Origin of the sequence: Pedobacter hiemivivus (assembly GCF_004331685.1) — a bacterium.
GTDB classification, from domain to species: Bacteria; Bacteroidota; Bacteroidia; order Sphingobacteriales; family Sphingobacteriaceae; genus Pedobacter; species Pedobacter hiemivivus.
Map to the genome: position 1 here is coordinate 115,472 of NZ_SJSM01000007.1, position 21,537 is coordinate 137,008.

The following is a 21,537-nucleotide window of genomic DNA, read 5'->3' on the forward strand; positions in this document are numbered from 1 at the left end:
TATATAATATGATATCCAAACTGCGTTTTCTTTTTGTTTTACTTTTCGCATTTTCTTCAGAGGGTTACGCGCAGCTAAATGCACAATCGCTTTCGGGTGGATGGTCTTTTGCGCTCGATCCCTTAAAGATTGGTGTAAGTGAGGGTTGGACTGATTCAGCTTTTCCGGACAGTAAGTTAGATAAGGTTATCGTGCCACATTCTTTTTCTGTTGATAAAAGGTATTTCTTTTATACTGGCACAGCATGGTATTTTAAAAAGTTTGACACCAAGCCAGTCCGATCTGGTAATAAAGCCTTTATAAAGTTTGATGCTGTGTTTTACAAATGTGAGGTATGGCTAAATGGCAAGAAAGTAGGTTCGCACGAAGGCGGTTATACTCCTTTTGAGCTGGATGTTACTTCTGTGCTAAAAGAAAAGAATGTATTGTCTGTGATGGTCGACAATTCCTGGGACAGGACAACTATTCCCGGAGCAAGGGCTGTCGATTCAAATTATAACGCGAGTGCTGCCCAGGTTTATCCCTGGATGAATTACGGTGGGATCACTAAGCCTGTTGAACTGAAGATCCGGCCTGAGGTTTACCTGAGTCATGTTAAAATTCATACCGATCCGGATTTGAAAAAAGGTACCGCTAATATTGGCGTTACTGGGTTTATTAAAAACACATCTGCTTCTGCGACTACAGTAACATTGACTATTCATGTTCAGGATGAATCTGGTAAATTTTTATCATTATTTAAGCCGTTTAAAATTAGCATTCGCGCAAATGCTTCAAAAGAAGTAGTTGTTAATGGTAATATGAATGCGGGGCAGGTAAAGCTTTGGAACCAGGATCATCCATACTTGTATACCTTGAAGGCGTTTACTGGTAAGGATACGTTAAGCCATAATTTTGGGATCAGGAAGATTGAAATAAAAAACGCGAAGTTTCTTCTGAACGGAGAGCCTATAAGGATGGCAGGTGGAAACAGGCCTGCGGATTATCCCGGTTATGGTTCTATAGATCCCGACAGCATACTAAAGAAAGATCTTGTACTGATGAAATCGGCAGGAATGGAACTTTCCAGAATTGGTCATCATGCGGTATCTAACGACTTGCTTGATTGGGCGGATAAACATGGAATGCTCATCATCACTGAAGCGGGGAACTGGCAACTGGCGTCTTCACAAATGGCTGATACGATGATGCGAAGGAAATTTCAGTCGCAAATGAGAGAGATGGTGGAGCGGGATTGGAACCACCCATCGGTAATTGCTTATTCTTTAGGAAATGAGTTTTACTCACACAAACCAGAGGGACAAGCATGGGTAAGGGACATGAGTAAATTTACAAAGGAGCTTGATGCTACCAGGTTGATTACATTCGCTACCAATATTGTTTTCAGGGATTATATAAAGAAGTCGGAAGACGAGGCGTCACAATATGTTGATTTTATAAGTGCCAATGTTTATGCGAACCATGATAAATGGGTGTCGCGGATTCATGAGCTATATCCGTCAAAACCAGTTTACATTAGTGAATTCGGGATGATGAGCACACCAAATAAGACGGAAAAAGACCGCATTGATCATCTGAAGAAGGCTATAGCAGCATTTAGAAATAAAGATTATGTGGTTGGGGCATCCATTTGGGCCTTCAATGACTATCTGAGCCGTTTCCCTTTGTCAAACGCCGATGGCTACAGGTCGTGGGGAGTTGTTACACCAGAACGTGAGCCACGAGACAGTTACAGGTTCTTACAAGAAGAATTTTCGCCTGCATTGATAACTGTGTTAAGCGCTAAAGCTGGAAAACTAACCATAAATATAAAAGCCCGGGCAGATTTCCCTTCTTACATCTTAAAAGGCTACCAGGTAAAAGCGGGAGATGAAAGTGTGCAGCTTAAAACTTTAAAACCTGGTGAATCACAGGAACTGAGTCTGGACATTTCATCCCTTGATAAAGTTAGACAGATAGAATTGATAAAACCAGGTGGTTTTGTAGTCCTAAGGCAAGCATTTTAATTAAAGAACAACATAGATATGATTTTGAAGTATACCAGGGTCTTCGCATTGCTAATCACATTTGTTTGTGTAGCATCCTTCTCAAAAGGGGGCGGAATTGTGAGGTTATCGAACTTGTTTAGTGAGAACATGGTTCTGCAAAGGAATAAACCAATTAAGTTTTTTGGTACAGCCAATAAAAAAACATCTTTTGAGCTAGAGTTTGCCGGAAAAAAACAAAAGGTCAATACCAATGATGACGGTAAATGGGAAATTTCATTCGCGGCTATGGAGGCGGGCGGCCCATATAAACTAAAAGTAGTGTCTGATAGTTTATTTACTTGGAAGAATATTCTGATAGGTGACGTTTGGATTTGTTCAGGCCAATCTAATATGGAATGGGTATTACGACGTACGCTCAATGCGCCGTATGAATTGCGCAAAGCCAATCATGAGGGAATTCGATTCTTCACTGTCCCTAAGCATGCAAGTTCTTTTCCTTTAGAAGAAACAAAAAATGCAAGCTGGAAAACCTGTAGCACAGAGAATGCCTGGGAGTTTTCGGCAGTAGCCTATTTCTTCGCAAGATCATTGAATGAACGTTATCAGGTGCCTATAGGTATCATTCATACATCCTGGGGCGGTACACCTGCTGAATCCTGGATCAGTAATGCCGCGCTAGTTACGCATCCTGATTTTAAAGTCAAAGCAGACAGCCTGTTGCTGAGCTATAAAAATGGAGCTACCATAGACGTGATCCAAAAACAGATGTACATGAACAGCAGTTTCCCATATGCGAAAAAACTGTTGGAAAAGGACAAGGGTTTTATCGAGAAATGGAACAAGAATGAATACAGTGATGCAAATTGGAAAACATTCGTTGTGCCAGGAACGCTTGATGAGCAGGGGCCTGTTAACTATAAAGGAAGTATATGGCTACGTAAGCACATTACTGTTCCTCCATCAATGAACGGTCAGGATCTTACGTTGATCATGGAAAAACTGAATGAACGTGACATTACCTATTTTAACGGCACAGAAGTAGGTAGAGTTGCTGGGTTTGGCGGCAAAAGGGTATACCGTATTCCAAAAGAAATGCTGCTTAAAGGTGAAAATATCATCACCATCAGGTTAGAAACATTTGACAGACCTGCGGGATTTGAAGCTAAAGACGCAGCTGTTATTAGGTTAGAGCAAATGGTTGAGTCAGCTTCACCAACGACTATACCACTAGCAGGGGAATGGAAATATGCCTTGGGTTTACCTGCGACAGCATATCCAGAACAGCCAAAGGGGCTGATCAATGTAGCTTCGTTGCCTTCGGTATTATACAATGGTATGATCGCTCCACTTGAAAAATTGCCGGTAAAAGGCTTCTTGTGGTATCAGGGAGAGAATAATGCAGGTAAGGCTTTTCAATATAAAACACTTTTTCCGCTCCTGATCAACGACTGGAGGAAGCAATTTAATCAAGGAGATCTACCTTTTATTTTTACCCAGCTGTCAGGTTATGGCCCAATTACAAGCGAGCCAGTCGATCATTTCTGGGCGGAACTAAGGGAGGCGCAGACGGAAGCCATTTCATTGAACAATACAGGCATGGCCGTTACCATTGATGTTGGTGATCCATACGATATCCATCCGCTTAATAAGCAGGTGGTTGGTAAACGATTGGCGATTCAGGCCATGAAAACAGTGTATGGCGAAAATAAACTCAATACTTCTCCATTGTACCAATCGATGAAATTAAGCGGTGACAGCATTCGCATCAAATTCAGTAATTCAACAAAAGGATTGATTACTAAAGATGGTACGGTTCCCAAAGGCTTCGCAATTGCGGGTGCCGATAAAAAATTTGTATGGGCAAACGCAAAGATTGATGGAGATGAAATTGTTGTCTGGCTCTGGAAAATAAAACCGGTCGCTGTCAGATATGCCTGGACAGGTAGTCCTGTAGAAAGTAACGGTGCTAATGTCTTTAATCAGGAGGGCTTGCCATTGTCGCCATTTAGAACAGACACTTGGAAGGGTATTACAGAAGGTAAGAAATAATACAAAATATAGTTTATGATAATTAGTCAAGGAGGCGAAAAGCGGGTTTTACAATCGGCCGGATTGCAGGTGGATCTTGCGGTAATTGGTGGAGGTGTTTCTGGAACATGTGCTGCGATTACTGCTGCGAGAGAAGGATTAAAAGTTGTTTTGGTCCAGGACCGACCAGTGCTTGGCGGAAACGCAAGTAGTGAAGTACGCTTATGGATGTTGGGTGCAACATCTCACATGGGAAATAACAATCGTTGGGCAAGAGAGGGAGGGGTGGTAGATGAGCTCATGGTTGAGAATGTGTACAGAAATCCAGAAGGCAACCCTTTGATATTTGATATGGTTTTGTTAGATAAAGTCGTTGCTGAGCCTAATATTACCCTGCTTTTAAATACTGCTGTCTATGATGTTGAAAAATCATCAGCGGATGAAATAAGCAGTGTAAAGGCATTTTGCAGTCAGAACTCTACGGAATATATCATCACAGCGCCACTGTTTTGCGATGCCTCCGGCGATGGTATCGTCGCTTTTTTGGCAGGGGCGGCATTTAGAATGGGGGCCGAAAGCAAGGAGGAATTTGGAGAACTGTTTGCACCGACAAAGGAATATGGTGAGCTACTCGGGCATAGTCTATATTTTTATAGCAAAGACACTGGTAAGCCAGTGAAATTTGTAGCACCATCGTATGCGCTGGATGACATTACAAAAGTGCCCAGGTTTAGAAATTTTAACGCTAAAGAATACGGTTGTAAACTTTGGTGGCTTGAATATGGCGGCAGATTGGATACTGTGCACGATACGGAGAAAATTAAGTGGGAACTGTGGAAGGTGGCCTATGGGGCATGGAATTATATAAAAAACTCAGGCAATTTTCCTGAAGCCGAGAATTTAACATTGGAATGGATCGGTACCATCCCGGGGAAAAGAGAAAGCCGCCGTTTTGAAGGTGAATATATCATTAAACAACAAGATGTTGTTCAACAGCACTTGCACGATGATGCCGTAGCTTTTGGTGGCTGGAGCATTGATCTGCATCCTGCTGATGGGGTGTTTAGTGAAAAACCTGGTTGTAACCAATGGCATGGCAAAGGCATTTATCAGATTCCTTATCGTTCGTTGTACAGCCGTAATATTAAAAACCTTTTCCTTGCGGGCAGAATCATTAGTGCAACACATGTCGCATTTGGTTCTACGAGGGTTATGGCCACTGCCGCACATGCTGCGCAGGCGGTAGCTATGGCGGCAAAAATTTGTAAGGATAGGAAGATTCTACCTGCTGATGTCTACCATCAGGGTTTTATTACTGAATTACAGATCGCCTTGCTTCGTACCGGGCATCACATTCCTAATGTAGTGTTGGACGATCCTGAGGACCTTGTTGGTACTGCTGTAGTTACGGCCTCATCAGAGCTGCTGTTGGATGAACTCCCGGAAGCCGGACTGCTAAGGCCATTGGAATTTTCTATCGCGCAAATGATACCACTAAAGAAGGGGAAATGTGGAACATTCAGCTTTCATGCGGAAAGTGAGGAGGCAACAGAACTGGAAGTACAGTTTAGGGTAAGTGAGAAAAGTACCAATCATACCCCTGAAATAATATTGGATAAAATCATTCTGCCTGTGAACGCAGGACGCAACGAATTACGCTTGCAGTTTGATGTAGAGATGAAAGATGAAGCATATGCGTTTGTCACTTTCATGAAAAACCCGAAAATCAAATTGCATTTTTCTAATAAAAGAGTGACAGGAATTTTGTCGGTATTCAATTCGATCAATAAGGCTGTATCTAATTTTGGAAAACAAACACCACCTGCGGATATAGGTGTGGATGAGTTTGAATTCTGGTGTCCTAAGCGCAGACCTGAGGGGCAGAATGTTGCTTTTAAATATGAGCCTGGTATTGATGCTTTTCAAGCTTCAAATATTACAAATGGGATTGATAGGCCTGCCGCGGCTACGAATGCATGGGTAGCAGATTGGAACGATGAAAATCCAACAATAACCATTGACTGGAAGGAAACCAAAACGATAAAAAGAATAGAGATTTTGTTCGATACAGATTATGATCATCCAATGGAGTCTGTATTAATGGGACATCCGGAGCATGTAATGCCATTTTGTGTAAGAGATTATGTGATTAAGGATGGAGAGGGGAAAGTTATTTTCAGCAAAACTGATAATTATCAAACAAGGAATATAATTGAACTGGACCAGCCGGTAAATACTAAAAGCCTTGCGATATCTCTGGTACATCCATCGGCAGATGTCCCAGCGGCCTTATTCTCAGTACGCTGTTATTAAAATAATTAACTCTACAAAACTAAATGGGACAATTAGACTTCGTTGTAATGGCAGTTTTTGCCTTACTTATATTTTGCATAGGGCTAACCTTTACTAGGGTCGGCAGTAAAAGTGGACAAGCATTTTTTGAGGCCGGAGGGGAAACTCCCTGGTGGATAAACGGATTGTCTTTGTTTATCAGTTACTTTTCTGCCGGGACCTTTGTGGTTTGGGGATCTATAGCCTATAAACATGGTTTGGTTGCCAATGCCATACAGTTAACGATGGCTATTAGTGGGTTAATTGTAACCTTTTTTATTGCCGCAAAGTGGAAAAAAACAGGGGTGGCAACCGCTGCTGAATACATTGGTAAGCGTTTTGGAGCTGGCGAAAAGCAGTTCTATACCTATATGACATTGCTGCTAAGTCTTTTTACAACTGCGGCAGTATTATATCCGGTGGGAAAAATGGTACATGTGGCCACACCTTATTCTCTGGAAACCTGTATCATTGTGATCGGCTTAATCATTGTCGTTTATACAGCTGCAGGTGGTTTGTGGGCTGTTTTAGTTACAGATGTAGTGCAGTTCGTGATTTTAACAGCTGCGGTACTTATCGTAATTCCAATCGCCTTTGCTCAAATTGGTGGTCCCGCAAATCTGATTGTTAAAGCTCCGCCACATTTCTTTGAGCCCTTTAACGAGGACTATACTTTCGGCTTTATGTTGGCTTTTGTGGTTTATCAAACCTTTTATATCGGCGGAAACTGGTCCTATGTACAACGTTATACCAGTGTCTCCAGTCAAAAAGAATCTAAAAAAGTAGCCGGTATTTTTACAATACTCTACTTTATCAGCCCTTTTATCTGGATGATTCCACCTATGATTTATCGGGTGATCAATCCTAATCTTCAGGGTTTGGAAACAGAAGATGCTTATATGATGCTCATCCAGCGGGTAATGCCGGCGGGATTAATCGGGCTTGTACTCGCAGGTATGGTTTCAGCAACTTCAAGTAAGGCCAATACCACAATTAACATGGCCGCTACAGTTTTTGCGCAGGATATTTATAAAAACTTATTGCGGCCAAATGCTTCAGAAGTGGAAGTGATCTGGATGGCCAGGTTTTTTACCTTACTTTTTGGTGCATTAACCATCGTAGTGGCGATTTGGATCCCAAGTGCAGGAGGAATTGTTGAGGTTGTTTTAAGCACAGCATCTATCGCAGGTGGGGCATTATTCGCTCCTATCATCTGGACACTTTTTTCGAGGCGGCAAAGGGGATTGTCAGTAGTTACAGCAACAGTTTTATCCTTGCTGATCAACCTGTTTTTCAAGGTGATCGCCCCAGGGATTTGGGGATTAAAACTTGACCGTACCATGGAAACATGCATGGGAATGGGGATTCCTATAGCTATTCTTTTATGCTTCGAAATATATTATGCCGCCAAATGCATGGTTTCTGCAAAAGCGGTAGAGATGGAAAAGGAAAAGCTTGTTACAGCGGTAAAGCCAATAGATCCGATTGTGCATGCGGATGCAGCAAAGCAAAATAAGTTCGGAATAAAAGTTATAGCACTTTCTATGGGAGTGGTTGGTGTGGGCATTGGTATCCTCGGTTATGTTGCGAAGGATTTTTCGGCAACAGTGATGACCGTCGGGGGACTAATTATTATATCGGCTATATTCCTTTGGCGGATCGCTGTTAAAAAAGTATAAAAATAATTGTAAATCCAGTTTGAAGAGTCATTTTATTGATTACATTTGGTTCACCAATAATTGGTTTACCAATTATTGGTGAACCAAATGTAATCACTGACCAAATAAAAAGTATGAGGTTTAACCACCCCGTATTTTAAAACCAAACTGTATGAATAGACTAGCATTATGCCTTTGCATAATACTGGGGCTAGTTGTAGTTGATAAAACTAAAGCCCAGGTAGCATTGCAAACTTCGTTTGAAACCATAGATGGGTATGTTTCAGGAAACCTAAATGATCAGAACAATTGGAAAGTAAAGGCTGGAAATGCGGTCGTCTCGGCAACTAGTACCGTTAAAGCCGGCTCTCAATCTGTGAGTTTGAATGCAGGTAACGCTGCTTTGTTGGTGGATTTTATTCCTTACTCGGGCATTGTGGCAGGCTTAACGGGTGATATTTATGCAGATGTTTGGTTAAATCCGGTTTCATTTGCAACAAAAGGAATCGCTATCAATGCCTATGATCTGTTTGGGAACAGTGCTAAACGGATATTTGTAATTGAGTTTGGTACTGACAATAAAATAAAAGCCTATAACGGTTCCGCCGCAGTTAATATTGGGGTATGGACCAGCAAAGACTGGGTTAGGATCAGCGTTAAAGTTGATTTAGCTACAGAAAAATATAAGGTGGCCATCAACGGGGTGCTTGTTGATGCTGAATTTAACATCAGGGAAAGTTATACGCCTACCGCCAGCGGCGCGCGTGTTGCAAGTGTTAAGCAATTTCACTCATTGCGCTTTAATCATACTTCGGATACTCAGGTTGCCAGCTCTGAATTTTTTATAGATCAAATGTACATTGGGACAAATCCAATACATGACGTCTCCTTTGGCGCCTCTGCCACTTCAAGAACCATTACGCTTAGTCAGCCCGATTATGGAACGATCACATTAAATCCTGCAGCTGCATCCTATGAGCTTGGTCAGCAGGTTACAGCAACGCTTACGCTGCCACAAGGATATAAGAATAGTGGTTGGACAGGGGATCTTAGCGGTACAGAACTTGTGAAAAGTTTTGCAGTAACCGGAAATATGACCATTGGTGCAATTACTGGGGTTGATCTCGGGAATCCACCACCACAATATGTGATCAGTATAAATCAACCTGTAAATGGGCAAATCACCTTGTCGCCTGTAGCAACGGACAACAAGTATTATAAAGAGACAAAGCTAACCGCTACCATCGTTTATGATGCCTGTTCTCAGTTCAACGGATGGACAGGTGGACTTACAGGAAATGAATTATCGAAATCAATCACAGTGAGCGGAAACTTAACGATTGGCGCTAATATCAGCGAAATTACGACCCCCGCAATTAAAAGACTTGTAACCACTGTTGCCGAATTTAAAACTGCTTTGAGTGCTATGAATCCGGGGGATGTCATTGAAGTGGAAGATGGGAGTTACAACCTTAGTGCTTTAACGATAACACGTTCTGGTTGTCCGGCTAAACCTATCATGATTATAGCAAAAAATCCGGGTAAGGCTATTTTTAATGGCAATACGGCATTAACTCTTGAGAGTTTAAAGTATGTGACCATTAAAGGCTTTTCTTTTCAAAGTGCTTCAATAGGTACAGGGATTAAAATACAGAACTGCAGTAGGGTACGGATCACCGGAAATACTTTTGAAATTAAAGAAACCAGCTCATGTAACTGGATCTATATAGGTGATACTTTTGCCAGTCCGCTGCCGTTGCGCTCTGGTCACAATCTGATTGATCATAACAGCTTTGATGGTAAAACGCAATCCGGTAAGTATATCGTGCTGGATGGAAATTATAATCAACAGTCACAGCATGATACCATTAGTTATAATGTGTTTAAAAATAATGGCCCAAGGGCTGCCAATGAGAAAGAAAGCATTAGAGTGGGCGTAAGCCCATTGTCTAAAAGCAGTGGATTTACAGTGATAGAATACAATCTTTTTCAGGATTGTGATGGAGATCCTGAAATCGTATCGATAAAATCATGCGATAATACGGTAAGGTTCAATACTTTTCAGCGCTGCCTTGGGACGCTATGTCTGCGCCAGGGGACTGGTACTATTGCCGAAGGAAATTATTTCTTTGGTGAGGGTAAGACTGCAGTGTATACCGATCCTGAATCTGGGGCCAGCAATACCATTGGCTGTGGTGGGGTTAGGGCTTATGGGAAAGGCCATAAAATTCTTAATAACTATTTTCAGGGACTTACGGGCTCAAAGTGGGATGCAGCAATTACCTTAACGAATGGGGATGTGACAAATAGTTCCAGTAGTCTTTCAGATCATTACTTGCCAGAGGATATTACTGTAGCCTTTAACACATTTGTTAACAATAAATCGAATATTGAGATTGGGTTTGATAACAATGGTAAGTATCCTAAATATCCGATAAACTGCTCCATTTCAAATAACATTGTTGTCGATAATACAGCTCCTATTGTAAAATCATTTAGTACCGCTGCGCTTGCAGGGCTAAGTTTTACCAACAATATTATGTATCCAACAGGTTTGTCCTCGATTGGAATCAGTGCTACCCCAGATCAGATCAGGAACATCGATCCTAAGTTGGTACAGCCCAAATGCAAAGACTTAAATGGGGCTTGCGCAGATCATTTGGCCTACAAGGTTTTAAGACTCGATCAGTGGAGTCCGGCTATAGACGCTGCAAAGGGAGATTTTAATGAGGTTTCCGTTGATTTTGAAAGACAACCGAGGACAGGGGCCAAAGATATTGGCGCAGATGAATACAAAGGCAATAGCCCGATTTTTATCAGTGCGCTCGAGCCGAAATTTGTAGGGCCTTCGGCTGTACCATTTGCATATGAAGTTGTATACGACGAAAAACCAAAACCTGAGGAGCCAAAGCCTGAGCAGCCTGTTGAAAAACTTTACCCTATGGACGCCGCAAATCTGCTCACTCCAGATGGAGATGGGGTAAACGACAGATGGATCATACAAAATATTAAAATGTATCCGAATAATGAGGTCAGCGTATTTGATAAGGCCGGGAGATTGGTTTATGCTAAAAAGGGCTACGATAATGAATGGGATGGAATGTGGAATGGAAATCTCCTGAATGAAGGCACCTACTATTATATGTTAAGTACAGGTACGTCGGAAACGAAGATTAAAGGCTTCATTACTATCATCAGAAATAAATAGATTTTAAATTCAAGCGAATTAATATGAAAAAAAAGAGCTCATTCATCGTTCTGTTCTCATTTGTATTTATGCTTCATGCAAATGCTCAACTCAAGCCGCTGGCTGCAACTTTTTATCAGAATCAGTATTTAATTAATCCCGCTATGGCTGGCTTAGAAGGAGGGCTAGCTCTTGATTTAAGTTATCGTAAACAACTCAATTCTGTACCCGGTGCGTTGACAGAGCAGGCTTTAACCGGGACATATGGATTTGACAAAGCAGCGATTGGGCTTAATGTATATAATGAAAAGGCTGGCCTGTTAAGACGGACAAGGGTCTTGGGGAGTTACGCCTATCACTTAAAGCTGAATGAGAAAGATAAGTTGCATTTCGGACTTTCTGTTGGGGTATTGAACGAAAAAGCTGATGAGAGTTTAATAAAAGGTGATGCTACTGATGTAAATCTAGGTCGTTTTAATGAGCGTGGTGCTGTTGTGGATGGCGATTTTGGTGCCGCTTATACCGGTCATGGCATAACTGCTCAGGGAGCAATTCTTAACCTTAATAACTTTATGAATAAGGATAAAGGGAATCAGGTCAATTACGCTACTTTTTTTACAGCCCTCAGTTATAAGTTCAATATGGGTAAAGAATATGGGGATATTGGTCTGGAGCCTAAGGTTGGTTATCGTGGAATTAAAGAAGCCGATGGTGTTGTGGATGCGGGGATGAATGTCACTTTTGCTCAGGATAGGTTTAATGTCTTTGGCCTGTACCACAGTTCTGAAAATGCCACATTCGGTTTCGGGATAAAATATAAGACCTTAAGTCTATCTGGTATCTACTCTTCTGTGCCTAATGCTTTTAGCGGGTATACGAATGGTGATTTTGAATTGGGGCTTGGCATAAGGTTGTAGCTTTAAAGCAATCACAAATCTTACATTTCTCTGTTTATACTATTTTGTATAAACAAGCAAAAGGGGGTATCTTTGGGGTATAGTCTAACGTTTCAAAAAATATTTGAATATGAAAGAGAACCAAGATCCCCTGGAGCAAGCCGTATCAAATGATTATAAATACGGATTTGTAACAGACATAGATACCGACACGATTGCCAAAGGCCTTAATGAGGATGTCATCCGGCTAATTTCCCATAAAAAGAATGAACCGGAATGGATGCTCGAGTGGCGACTAAAAGCCTATGCCTATTGGCTGACAATGGTAGAGCCTGAATGGGCAAATATTAAATATCCAACTATTGATTATCAGGATATCATTTATTACGCAGCTCCAAAGCCGAAAAAGCAATTAAACAGTTTGGATGAAGTAGATCCAGAGTTGTTGAGCACTTTTGAAAAGCTGGGTATTTCTTTAAGCGAGCAAAAGCGTTTAAGTGGTGTTGCTGTAGATGTGGTGATGGATAGTGTTTCTATCGCTACTTCTTTTAAGGAGCAACTGGCGGAGATAGGTGTTATCTTTTGTTCTATTAGCGAGGCGATACAGTTGCATCCGGAATTGGTGAAAAAGCACCTGGGTTCGATCGTACCTATGACTGATAATTATTTTGCAGCTTTAAACTCAGCAGTATTCACCGATGGGTCTTTTTGCTATATTCCTAAGGGGGTACGCTGTCCAATGGAACTATCCACCTACTTCCGTATCAATACAGAAAATGCAGGTCAGTTTGAGCGTACGCTAATCGTAGCCGAAGATGAAAGCTATGTGAGTTACCTTGAAGGCTGTACTGCGCCAATGCGCGATGAAAATCAGTTGCACGCAGCGGTGGTGGAATTGATTGCTATGGAGAAGGCTGAAATTAAATACTCAACGGTTCAGAACTGGTACCCGGGCGACAAAGAGGGGAAAGGTGGTATTTACAATTTCGTTACTAAAAGGGGGATATGTAAGGGCGACCATTCAAAAATCTCCTGGACCCAGGTCGAAACTGGATCGGCTATCACCTGGAAATACCCTAGCGTAATTTTAAAAGGCGATTATTCTATTGGGGAGTTTTATTCTGTAGCTTTTACTAACAACCACCAACAGGCTGATACGGGTACTAAAATGACGCATCTTGGAAAAAATACCAGGAGTAGGATTGTAGCTAAAGGTATTTCTGCAGGTCATAGTCAGAATAGTTATCGTGGCTTGGTAAGGGCTAGTAAGCAGGCAATCAATGCGCGTAATTATTCGCAATGTGACTCTTTACTGTTGGGCGATAAATGTGGTGCGCATACTTTCCCTTATATAGAAGTAAAAAACAAAACTGCAATTGTAGAGCATGAGGCTACAACCTCAAAAATTGGTGAAGACCAACTTTTTTATTGCAGACAAAGAGGTATTGATCCAGAAGCCGCAGTTGCACTGATTGTAAATGGATTTGCTAAAGAAGTAATGAACCAGCTACCTATGGAGTTTGCCATAGAAGCACAAAAACTGCTGACCATTAGTATGGAAGGTAGTGTAGGGTAAACCGAAAAATATAAGCATATGTTGTCAATTAAAAATATACACGCAAACGTAGAAGGTAAAGAGATATTAAAAGGGATCAACCTGGAAATAAAAGCCGGAGAAGTACATGCCATTATGGGGCCAAATGGTTCTGGTAAAAGTACACTGGCTTCGGTTTTAGCAGGTAGAGAACAATATGAAGTGACGGCAGGTGAAGTAAGCTTTCTAGATAAAAATCTATTGGAACTTTCACCTGAAGATAGAGCTCGTGAAGGGCTATTTCTAGCTTTTCAATACCCTGTTGAAATACCGGGAGTAAGCACCACTAATTTTATTAAAGCTGCCGTAAATGAGAAAAGGAAGTATCATGGATTGGAGCCTCTTGATTCAGTTTCTTTTTTAAAGATCATGAAAGAGAAAATGAAGTTGGTAGAAATTGATCAGTCGTTACTGAGTCGTTCTATCAATGAAGGTTTTTCGGGTGGTGAAAAGAAACGCAACGAGATTTTTCAGATGGCCATGCTGGAGCCCAAACTGGCCATACTTGATGAAACGGATTCTGGTTTGGATATCGATGCTCTACGTATTGTAGCCAATGGTATCAATAAACTGCATAGTCCAGAAAGGGCGGTGTTGGTGATCACCCACTATCAGCGTTTATTGGATTATATCCAGCCTGATTATGTTCATGTGTTGTACAATGGACGAATTGTGAAATCGGGAACTAAAGAACTAGCGCTGGAATTAGAAGAAAAGGGCTACGATTTTATTACTGAAGGAGTTGATTTAAATGCTTAACGGCAGGTTTTAAAGCAATAGACAATGATTGATTTAACTTATTTAAACGACCGGTTCGAACACTTACAGCAAGTAAGTGCTGATGATGGTATTGCTGGAGTTCGAAAAAATAGCTTTGATAGCTTTAGTAAGACCGGTCTGCCTACCTATCGTACGGAGGATTGGAAATACACCAGTATCGGCAACCTGTTTGATCAAAGCTTTGAGCAGGCTGGGCATACCGTTTCGCTTGCCGATTTGGAAGCTTTGCGTATGCCGGGACATCATAAAGCCAACGAGTTGGTATTTGTGAATGGTCGCTTTGATGCTGCCCTTTCTAATTTTCTTTCTACTGATGACGAGTTGATTGTTTTATCATTAAAGGATGCAGCAAAAGGTGAATACAAGGATTTAGTGGCTCGCTATTTAAATAAAAGTAGTGAATACATGAAGGATGGGGTTCATGCATTGAATGGCGCTTTTATTGAGGAAGGTGTCTTTGTGCATATCCATAAAGGGAAAACACCTCAGCATCCGTTATATATATATCATATTTTGGATGGCAGAGCTCATCCTGTGATGGCACAGCCCCGTGGGTTAATCTATATTGATAAAAACAGCAGATTGCAATTAACCGAGACTTATGTAACCTTAGGGGTGTCTGATAGTTTTTGCAATGGGGTTTTAGAGGTGGTAGTTGACCAAAATGCTTATGTAGAGTATTATAAAATACAAAATGATGCAAGCAATGCCAGTCAGGTAAGCACCACCCACATTACGCAGATTGGACGTAGTTACGTTCATACGGTAACTGTAACCTTAAATGGAGGGGTGGTACGGAATAACATGAACCTGGTACTTGATGCGGATGGTAATGAAACTCATTTATATGGTCTTTACCTGTTAAAAGGTAAAACACACGCAGATAACCATACCATGATTGACAATAGACAACCAAATTGTTTTAGTAATCAATTGTATAAAGGCATTGCCGATGATTTCTCGACTGCTGTATTTAATGGTAAGATTATGGTGCAGCCTGATGCGCAGAAAACCAATTCTTTTCAATCCAATAAAAACATTCTGTTATCAGATAATGCAACGATAAATACCAAACCACAGCTTGAAATTTTTGCTGATGACGTGAAATGTTCACACGGTTGTACCGTAGGGCAGCTTGATGAAGAAGCATTGTTTTATTTAAGAGCAAGAGGAATCCCTAAAGAGAAAGCCGAAGTATTGCTTTTACAGGCTTATGCAGCAGATGTTTTGACTCATATTAAACCGATGGCTATTCGTGCTTATGTCGAAAAACTGATTTACGAACACTTATCTATTGTGTAACATGAGGGTATCAGAAATAAGGGAGCAATTCCCAATTTTAAGTAGAACGGTAAAAGGTAAACCCCTGGTTTATTTTGATAATGCAGCGACTTCGCAAAAGCCACAAAGTGTGATCGATGCTTTGAGTCATTATTATTCGCACTATAATGCCAATATACATCGGGGTATACACACCTTGGCAGAAGAGGCTACGTTAGCTTATGAAGCTACACGTTTTGCTGTACAGGAGTTTATTGGGGCTGCTTTTGTAGAAGAGATTATTTTTACCCGGGGGACTACCGAATCGATTAATCTGGTGGCTAATACCTGGGGTAGACAAAATATTGATGCTGGTGATGAGATTATTATTTCAGGGATGGAGCATCATTCTAATATTGTGCCCTGGCAGATCCTCTGTGAAGAAAAGGGTGCTGTTTTAAAAGTAATTCCTGTAAAAGATAACGGCGAATTGGCCATGGGCGTTTATCAGGAGTTACTGAGTAGCAAGACCAAACTGGTATCCATTGTGCAAGTATCTAACTCGTTAGGTACAGTAAATCCTGTTAAGGAAATGATCGCGGCAGCACATAAAGTTGGTGCTAAAGTATTGGTTGATGGGGCACAGTCAGCCGTTCACCTTGATATTGATGTGCAGGATATGGATTGCGATTTCTTTGCCTTTTCGGGGCATAAAGTATATGGACCTACAGGTGTAGGTGCTTTATATGGTAAAAAGGAATTGCTGGAGAACATGCCTGTTTTTCAGGGAGGCGGAGAGATGATTAAAGAGGTGACCTTCGAAAGAACTACCTATAATGATTTGCCTTATAAATATGAAGCCGGTACACCAAATATTGCGGATACCATTGCTTTAAAAACAGCATTAGACTTTATTAAAAGTATAGGGAAAGATCAGATCAGAGCACACGAAGCCGAGTTACTTGCTTATGCGACAGCTCAATTGGAAGCGATTCCAGGCCTTAAAATTATCGGCAATGCGCAGGATAAAGTTAGTCTGGTATCTTTTGTAATTGAGGGGGTACACCCACAGGATATCGGTGTATTGCTGGATAATATGGGGATTGCTGTTAGAACAGGTCACCATTGTACGCAGCCTTTAATGAAACGGTTTGGTATTCCAGGTACAGTAAGGGCCTCTTTTGCATTGTACAATCAGAAAGAGGAAATAGATGTGCTGGTTGCTGGTTTACATAAGGCTTTAAAAATGTTATTGTAATGAATGTGAAGCGGATTGCTGAAATAGAAAAGGAAATTGTTGAAGATTTTGCCTTGTTTGACAGCTGGGAAGATAAGTATGAATACATTATCGACCTAGGTAAAAAACTGGATGTGTTGGAAGATCAGTATAAGATAGAAGAGAATAAGATTAAAGGGTGTCAGTCTACCGTTTGGCTTACCGCCTCGTATGAAGATGGTGCGGTGGTTTTTAAGGCCGATAGTGATGCTGTTATCGTTAAAGGTTTAATTAGTATGTTGATCAAAGTGTTATCGGGACATAGCCCGGAAGATATATTAACGGCCAAAATGGACTTCATAGCTGAAATTGGCATGATGACACATCTGGCTCAGACCCGTTCCAATGGTTTGCTGGCTATGATTAAACAGATGAAAAACTACGCACTTGCTTATAAAATGATGCAGGTGGACGAAAAAAATAAATAGATCATGGATAAGGAAGAATTAAAACAGAAAGTTATTGATTGTTTGCAGACCATATATGATCCAGAAATACCGGTCAGCATATATGAGCTTGGGTTGATCTACGAAACGGAGATTTTTCCCCCGCTAAATAATGTGCAGATTGTGATGACACTTACTGCACCTGGTTGTCCTGCTGCACAGATCATCCCCCAAGAGGTAGAACAGAAGGTCAAAGAGATTGAAGGGGTTAATGAAGTCACGGTTATTGTAACCTGGGAGCCGCCATGGAATAGGGATATGATGTCTGAAACTGCCCGGTTTGAATTGGGAATGATGTAATTAAAGATTTTAAAGAAAATGAAAATTACTGCACAAGAGGAATATGGGCTAAGGATTTTACTTCGTATTGCAAGACATGATCAAAATGAGGGGATTAGTATCCCAGCTATAAGTGAAAGCGAGGGGATTTCTACAGCTTATGTAGCCAAGCTTACACGTATTTTACGTATTGCTGGTTATATCAATAGTACCCCAGGTTATAAGGGTGGTTATGTATTGGCGCGACCGGCTGTAGAGGTTAATATCAATCAGGTGATGAAAGTTCTGGGCGGGGCACTGTTTAGCAAGGAATTTTGTCAGGATTATCCTGGTGCTTTAAAGCTGTGCACTAATTCTGTTGATTGCTCCATACGCTCTTTATGGCAAATGATACAGCTTACGGTTGATCAGTTGTTGGATCGGGTTACTTTACAGGATTTGATTAGCCCGGAGCAAGAATCAAGTGCTTTGCTGGAGTCTATTTTGCATCAACATGCTTAGTAAATTAAGCGTAGAATTTGAATAGTATATATTTTTAAAAATATAATTTAAAATAGTTCTGGTTTATAAAAAATAGGAAGCATAAGCTTAATTTTGCCGAATGAGCATTTCCCCTTATACAATTAATCACATTGCAGATTTATTAAACATTGCGTCTTTTAAAAAAGCACAAGACGCAGTAATTAGGAAATTGGTGATTGACAGCAGGACGGTGATAGATCCAGATGGTTCCTTGTTTTTTGCCTTAAGTGGCAAAAGGGATGGTCATGAATACCTTGCGGACGCTTATGCTAATGGTATTCGTAGCTTTGTGATTAGCGATGCTAGATATGCCGAGCGGTATCCCGACGCAAACATCTTGCTGGTTAAGGATGTGTTGTTTGCCTTGCAAACGCTCGCAAAATATAACCGTAAGCTATACGATTTAGAGGTGTTGGGGATAACAGGTAGTAATGGTAAAACTATTGTTAAGGAATGGCTGTACCAGTTGTTGGCTGCCGATTTCAATATTATAAGAAGCCCAAAAAGTTTTAATTCTCAAATTGGTGTGCCGCTTTCAGTTTGGGAGATAGGTGCTGATCATACCTTAGGTATTTTCGAAGCGGGCATCTCAAAAAATAATGAAATGGATGTGTTGGCTGATATTATTCAGCCCACAATAGGCATTCTGACAAACGTTGGTGAAGCACATGCCGAAGGTTTCTCTTCGCAAACCGAAAAGTTGCATGAAAAACTTAAACTATTTAAAAATACGGCCTTATTTATTTATGCTCCCGAATATACTGAGGGGGTACATAAAAATGATTTACCCGGACAGCAGCATTTTTCCTGGAGCTTTAAAGAGAAAGCTGACCTTCAAATATTATTTATTGAGCCTATCGATGGACGAAATTACGTTAGGGCAAAGTTTAAAGGGCATGAAATAGAATGTCTGATTCCATTTAGTGATAAGGCTTCTGTTGAAAATGGGATCATTTGCTGGGCAACTTTATTGGCGCTTGGCTACACACCAGAGGAAGCTGATGAACGTCTGGAAAAACTAACCAGGGTAAGTATGCGGTTAGAATTGAAAAATGGTATTAATAATTGCTCCATAATTGATGATTCCTATAGTGCTGACATCTCCTCGCTTGCTATTGCACTAGATTTTCTGAACATTCAGAATCAACATCCTAAAAGAACCTTAATCTTATCTGATATTTCTGAAACAGGTAAAAGTAATGAAGTTCTTTACACCGAAATTGCCTCCCTTTTAAAACAAAAGGAGGTAGATCGGTTAATTGGTGTCGGCCCACATATTATGGCATCGGCCGCGTTATTTGATCTTGAAACTACTTTTTTCGAAAACACGCAAGGCTTTATCGAAAGCTTCCCTGCTATGCATTTTAGCAATGAGACCATTTTGGTAAAAGGAGCAAGGAAATTTGAGTTTGAGCGTATCAGTAAATTGATTGCCCAAAAAGTGCATGACACGGTTTTGGAAGTCGATTTGAATGCATTGGCTGGTAATCTACAGTTTTATCGGAGTAAGCTAGCGCCTGGTGTTAAAGTGATGGCTATGGTTAAGGCTTTTTCTTATGGTAGTGGCAGCTTTGAAATTGCAAATTTATTGCAATATCATAAAGTAGATTATCTGGCTGTTGCGTATGCTGATGAAGGAATTGCGTTAAGAAAAGCAGGCATAAAAATGCCAATCCTAGTTATGAGTCCTGAGCCATCGGCCTTTGATGCGATTGTTCGTTTTAAGCTCGAACCAGAATTGTATAATTTAGAGATTTTAAAAAGCTTTATCAGTTTCGTGCCAGAGTTTGATTATCCTGTTCATTTAAAAATTGATACTGGAATGCATCGTCTTGGTTTTGAAGAACCAGATTTACCAGCGCTTTTAAAAGCATTAAGCGAAACAAAAAAGGTAAAAGTAGCATCTGTATTTTCGCATTTGGTTGGAAGTGAAGAAGGGATGCATGATGAGTTCACGAAATACCAGATCACACTGTTTAATACTGTCGCAAATGCAATTGGCAATGTACTCGACTATAAATTTATCAAACACATTTCCAATACTTCAGGGGTTTCCCGCCATCCCGATGCACAGTTGGATATGGTAAGAATTGGAATTGGTTTGTATGGTTTTGATGCTGGATTAAAAAACAATAAAGGTTTGCAAACTGTGGCTGTTTTAAAAACAACCATTACTCAAGTTAAACAAATTAAACCCAATGAAACCGTTGGTTATGGTCGCAAGGGGTGGTTGCCTGATGGTGGGACTATTGCTACTGTGAAAATTGGGTATGCCGATGGGTACAGCCGTGCGTTTGGCAATGGAGTAGGTAATATGTTGATTAAAGGAAAGCTGGTTCCAACAGTTGGCGTAATCTGTATGGATATGTGTATGTTGGATGTGACTGGGCTAGATGTGAAAACAGGGGATGAGGTTATTGTATTTAATGATCAACTAACCATTTCCAGATTGGCCGAGCAGATTGGTACAATTCCTTATGAGATACTGACTAATGTTTCTCAGCGAGTTAAGCGAGTATATTTTTACGAATAGAGTTGTTGCACGTGGTTATAAAGTTTTTATCTAAGTTTGCATTATGAATAGAGTTGGCAGGGCGTTATTGAATTATCTGATCAAAGGATTGTTAATCGTACTCCCTATTGCGTTAAGTATTTTTATTGTAATCTGGGCTGTAACAACAGTAGACAGCTGGTTAAATGTAAATAATATTCTGGGTGTTGATCCTAAAACAGGAGCAAGTCGGAATATCCCCGGTTTAGGACTTGCGCTTGTCATCTCGTTAATATTATTGGCCGGTATTTTTGTAACGTATTTCGTTACCGAACCCATGTACAACTGGTTTCAGCGTTTACTGGATAAAGTGCCTCTTTTAAAGTTTATTTATTCCTCCATAAAAGACCTTACCGAGGCTTTTGTGGGTGATGAAAAGAAGTTCAATAATCCTGTTTTGGTAGAAGTGGAAGGGGATTTAAAACGTATTGGTTTTCTTACGCAGGGCGATTTGAAATCTATTAATCTACCTGGAGAGTCGATCGTATACTTCCCGTTCTCTTACTCGTTTGCCGGACAGGTATACATTGTGAAGCATGAGAAAATAAAACCATTAAATATGAGTGCTGCCGACGCCATGAAATTGGTAGTGTCTGGTGGTGTTAGCCATTTTGGGTAAAAAAATTGATTATTGTTCACCTCCTCAAACTTTTTGCTGAAGGGCAAAAATTTTGCATGTCGTCTCACAACAATCAATTTTTTTCTGGAATGACTAACACCCGGCAAGAGTGATAGGTAAGC

General features: G+C 40.7%; 15 protein-coding genes. All 15 read left to right on the forward strand.

The features are described 5' to 3' along the window. The first annotated feature begins 8 nt into the window (after nucleotides 1-8). The 15 genes from EZ444_RS13590 to EZ444_RS13660 all read left to right on the forward strand — a co-directional run bounded on the left by EZ444_RS13590 (nucleotide 9) and on the right by EZ444_RS13660 (nucleotide 21,415). The gene (locus tag EZ444_RS13590; RefSeq protein WP_131609684.1) at nucleotides 9-2,006 is read left to right on the forward strand and encodes a glycoside hydrolase family 2 protein; all 1,998 of its coding nucleotides are present in this window, start codon (nucleotides 9-11) and stop codon (nucleotides 2,004-2,006) included. 18 nt (nucleotides 2,007-2,024) lie between these two features. Continuing rightward, nucleotides 2,025-4,037 (forward strand): sialate O-acetylesterase, encoded by a 2,013-nt coding sequence (locus tag EZ444_RS13595; RefSeq protein ID WP_131609686.1) that lies wholly within the window; start codon nucleotides 2,025-2,027, stop codon nucleotides 4,035-4,037. 15 nt (nucleotides 4,038-4,052) lie between these two features. Then, entirely contained in the window at nucleotides 4,053-6,329 is a 2,277-nt protein-coding gene (locus EZ444_RS13600) for an FAD-dependent oxidoreductase (RefSeq protein WP_131609688.1), read from the forward strand. Nucleotides 6,330-6,352: 23 nt separating this feature from the next. Further along, nucleotides 6,353-8,026, forward strand: a complete 1,674-nt coding sequence (locus tag EZ444_RS13605; protein WP_225874729.1) for a sodium:solute symporter family protein — start codon at nucleotides 6,353-6,355, stop codon at nucleotides 8,024-8,026. A 151-nt stretch (nucleotides 8,027-8,177) separates the two neighbouring features. Further along, the gene (locus EZ444_RS13610; RefSeq protein ID WP_131609690.1) at nucleotides 8,178-11,213 is read left to right on the forward strand and encodes a chondroitinase-B domain-containing protein; all 3,036 of its coding nucleotides are present in this window, start codon (nucleotides 8,178-8,180) and stop codon (nucleotides 11,211-11,213) included. 23 nt (nucleotides 11,214-11,236) lie between these two features. Further along, nucleotides 11,237-12,109, forward strand: a complete 873-nt coding sequence (locus EZ444_RS13615; RefSeq protein ID WP_131609692.1) for a PorP/SprF family type IX secretion system membrane protein — start codon at nucleotides 11,237-11,239, stop codon at nucleotides 12,107-12,109. A gap of 109 nt (nucleotides 12,110-12,218) precedes the next feature. Further along, entirely contained in the window at nucleotides 12,219-13,664 is a 1,446-nt protein-coding gene (sufB, locus tag EZ444_RS13620; RefSeq protein ID WP_131609694.1) for a Fe-S cluster assembly protein SufB, read from the forward strand. 18 nt (nucleotides 13,665-13,682) lie between these two features. Further along, entirely contained in the window at nucleotides 13,683-14,441 is a 759-nt protein-coding gene (sufC, locus tag EZ444_RS13625; protein WP_131609696.1) for a Fe-S cluster assembly ATPase SufC, read from the forward strand. Nucleotides 14,442-14,465: 24 nt separating this feature from the next. Further along, the gene (sufD, locus tag EZ444_RS13630) at nucleotides 14,466-15,764 is read left to right on the forward strand and encodes a Fe-S cluster assembly protein SufD (RefSeq protein WP_131609698.1); all 1,299 of its coding nucleotides are present in this window, start codon (nucleotides 14,466-14,468) and stop codon (nucleotides 15,762-15,764) included. Between the two features lies 1 nt (nucleotide 15,765). Beyond that, nucleotides 15,766-16,980, forward strand: coding sequence for a cysteine desulfurase (locus tag EZ444_RS13635; RefSeq protein ID WP_131609700.1), 1,215 nt, complete (start codon nucleotides 15,766-15,768; stop codon nucleotides 16,978-16,980). Continuing rightward, nucleotides 16,980-17,426 (forward strand): SufE family protein, encoded by a 447-nt coding sequence (locus tag EZ444_RS13640; protein ID WP_131609702.1) that lies wholly within the window; start codon nucleotides 16,980-16,982, stop codon nucleotides 17,424-17,426. The genes EZ444_RS13635 and EZ444_RS13640 overlap by 1 nt, the downstream gene beginning before the upstream one ends. 3 nt (nucleotides 17,427-17,429) lie before the next feature. Then, complete coding sequence (locus EZ444_RS13645) at nucleotides 17,430-17,744, forward strand: iron-sulfur cluster assembly protein (protein WP_131609704.1); 315 nt, start codon at nucleotides 17,430-17,432, stop codon at nucleotides 17,742-17,744. Between the two features lie 18 nt (nucleotides 17,745-17,762). Continuing rightward, nucleotides 17,763-18,224, forward strand: coding sequence for an RrF2 family transcriptional regulator (locus tag EZ444_RS13650; protein WP_131609706.1), 462 nt, complete (start codon nucleotides 17,763-17,765; stop codon nucleotides 18,222-18,224). 100 nt (nucleotides 18,225-18,324) lie between these two features. Beyond that, the gene (locus EZ444_RS13655; RefSeq protein WP_131609708.1) at nucleotides 18,325-20,778 is read left to right on the forward strand and encodes a bifunctional UDP-N-acetylmuramoyl-tripeptide:D-alanyl-D-alanine ligase/alanine racemase; all 2,454 of its coding nucleotides are present in this window, start codon (nucleotides 18,325-18,327) and stop codon (nucleotides 20,776-20,778) included. Between the two features lie 43 nt (nucleotides 20,779-20,821). Continuing rightward, nucleotides 20,822-21,415 (forward strand): DUF502 domain-containing protein, encoded by a 594-nt coding sequence (locus EZ444_RS13660; protein WP_131609710.1) that lies wholly within the window; start codon nucleotides 20,822-20,824, stop codon nucleotides 21,413-21,415. The last annotated feature ends 122 nt before the right edge of the window (nucleotides 21,416-21,537 follow it).